This window comes from uncultured Campylobacter sp., assembly GCF_937890585.1.
GTDB lineage: Bacteria > Campylobacterota > Campylobacteria > Campylobacterales > Campylobacteraceae > Campylobacter_A.
The window spans coordinates 1-1,111 of the sequence record NZ_CALACG010000079.1; the positions used below are offsets into that span (position 1 = coordinate 1).

A 1,111-nucleotide genomic window follows, 5' to 3' on the forward strand; every position below is an offset into this window, starting at 1 on the left:
CAGCGTCAGATGTGTATAAGAGACAGATATACTCCTAAACTATACTTATTTATAAGCTCTTGCAAATTTGACAAGCTATAATAAACCCATGTCTTACCATCTTTATCTTTTATATCTATTACTTTCCCATTAAGTTTTAAATTTGCATCTATGCTTTTGGCTTTTGTTGGATTTGCCGCCTTTAAGTTTGCTATTCTATCGGCTAACGTGCTCATTGCGTTTTGGTAGTTGGCGTCCAACTCCTGCATGTCTTCTTTTTTGTTGTCTCCAAATTTTATTTTACCATCGAGTTTTTTATAGTATGAGTAGTCTCTACCATCATCATATAAACTACATTTTGCGTCGTTCATTGCCTGCATATCTGGCATTTTGCCACCTAAACATTTATCCATAAATTCCTTATATGGCTTTTGCATCACTTTTAAATACTCCATTGTTAGGCTTTTAGCGCTATCATCATTCGCGCCAAAGCCAAGCACCGCAGCCGATAAAACGGCAAAAACTATCTTTTTCATCTTTACTCCTTTAAATTATGCTTTTTATTACTTTACCTATGATCCTAAAATGCTCTTGCGTTTCGTTTATATCGATCTCGTAGCTTTTGAAATTTGGATTAACCGAGATGATTTTTAGCTCGCCTTTAGGGCTTAGCTGTAAGACTTTCGCCATTAGCTGGCCGCTAAAATTTACGACGTAAAGCCCATCGCCTCTAAACTCGCCATCATCACAAAATATAACCCAGTCGCCATCATGTAGCATCGGCATCATACTCTCGCCGCTTATCTCGATAGCGTTTAGCCCCTTTTTTGGCTGTGTTTTAAAAAACGCCCTAGATATTGGCATTAGCTCGCCAGTCTCGTAAGCTTTTATGTCGTCGATCTCGTTGCCACCGCCTGCACTTGCCTTGTATGTGGTTATTTTTTTGATGTTATAGCTTTGCCCTGCTTCATTTTGATGTATTTGAACTTCATCCGCATTGTTTAAACCATTGTTGATAGCGTTCATTAGCTGTTCTTTGGTTATGCCTATGGCATGAGATAACGCCATTAGTGTTTTTAATGGTATCTCGCCTCTAGTCTTCCATGTATTAAAATTTCGTGGGTTAATTCCT

General features: G+C 38.2%; 2 protein-coding genes. Both read right to left on the bottom strand.

The window, feature by feature from the left end:
• Positions 1–5: 5 nt before the first annotated feature.
• Entirely contained in the window at positions 6–515 is a 510-nt protein-coding gene (locus tag Q0296_RS02215; protein ID WP_298036054.1) for a hypothetical protein, read from the bottom strand.
• Positions 516–525: 10 nt separating this feature from the next.
• On the bottom strand, positions 526–1,111 hold a 586-nt coding region (locus tag Q0296_RS02220), incomplete at its 5' end, for a S24 family peptidase (RefSeq protein ID WP_298036055.1).

Coding starts and splice junctions, on each gene's coding strand:
- Q0296_RS02215 (WP_298036054.1), bottom strand. CDS start 515: ATGAAAAAGATAGTTTTTGCCGTTTTATCGGCTGCGGTGCTTGGCTTT.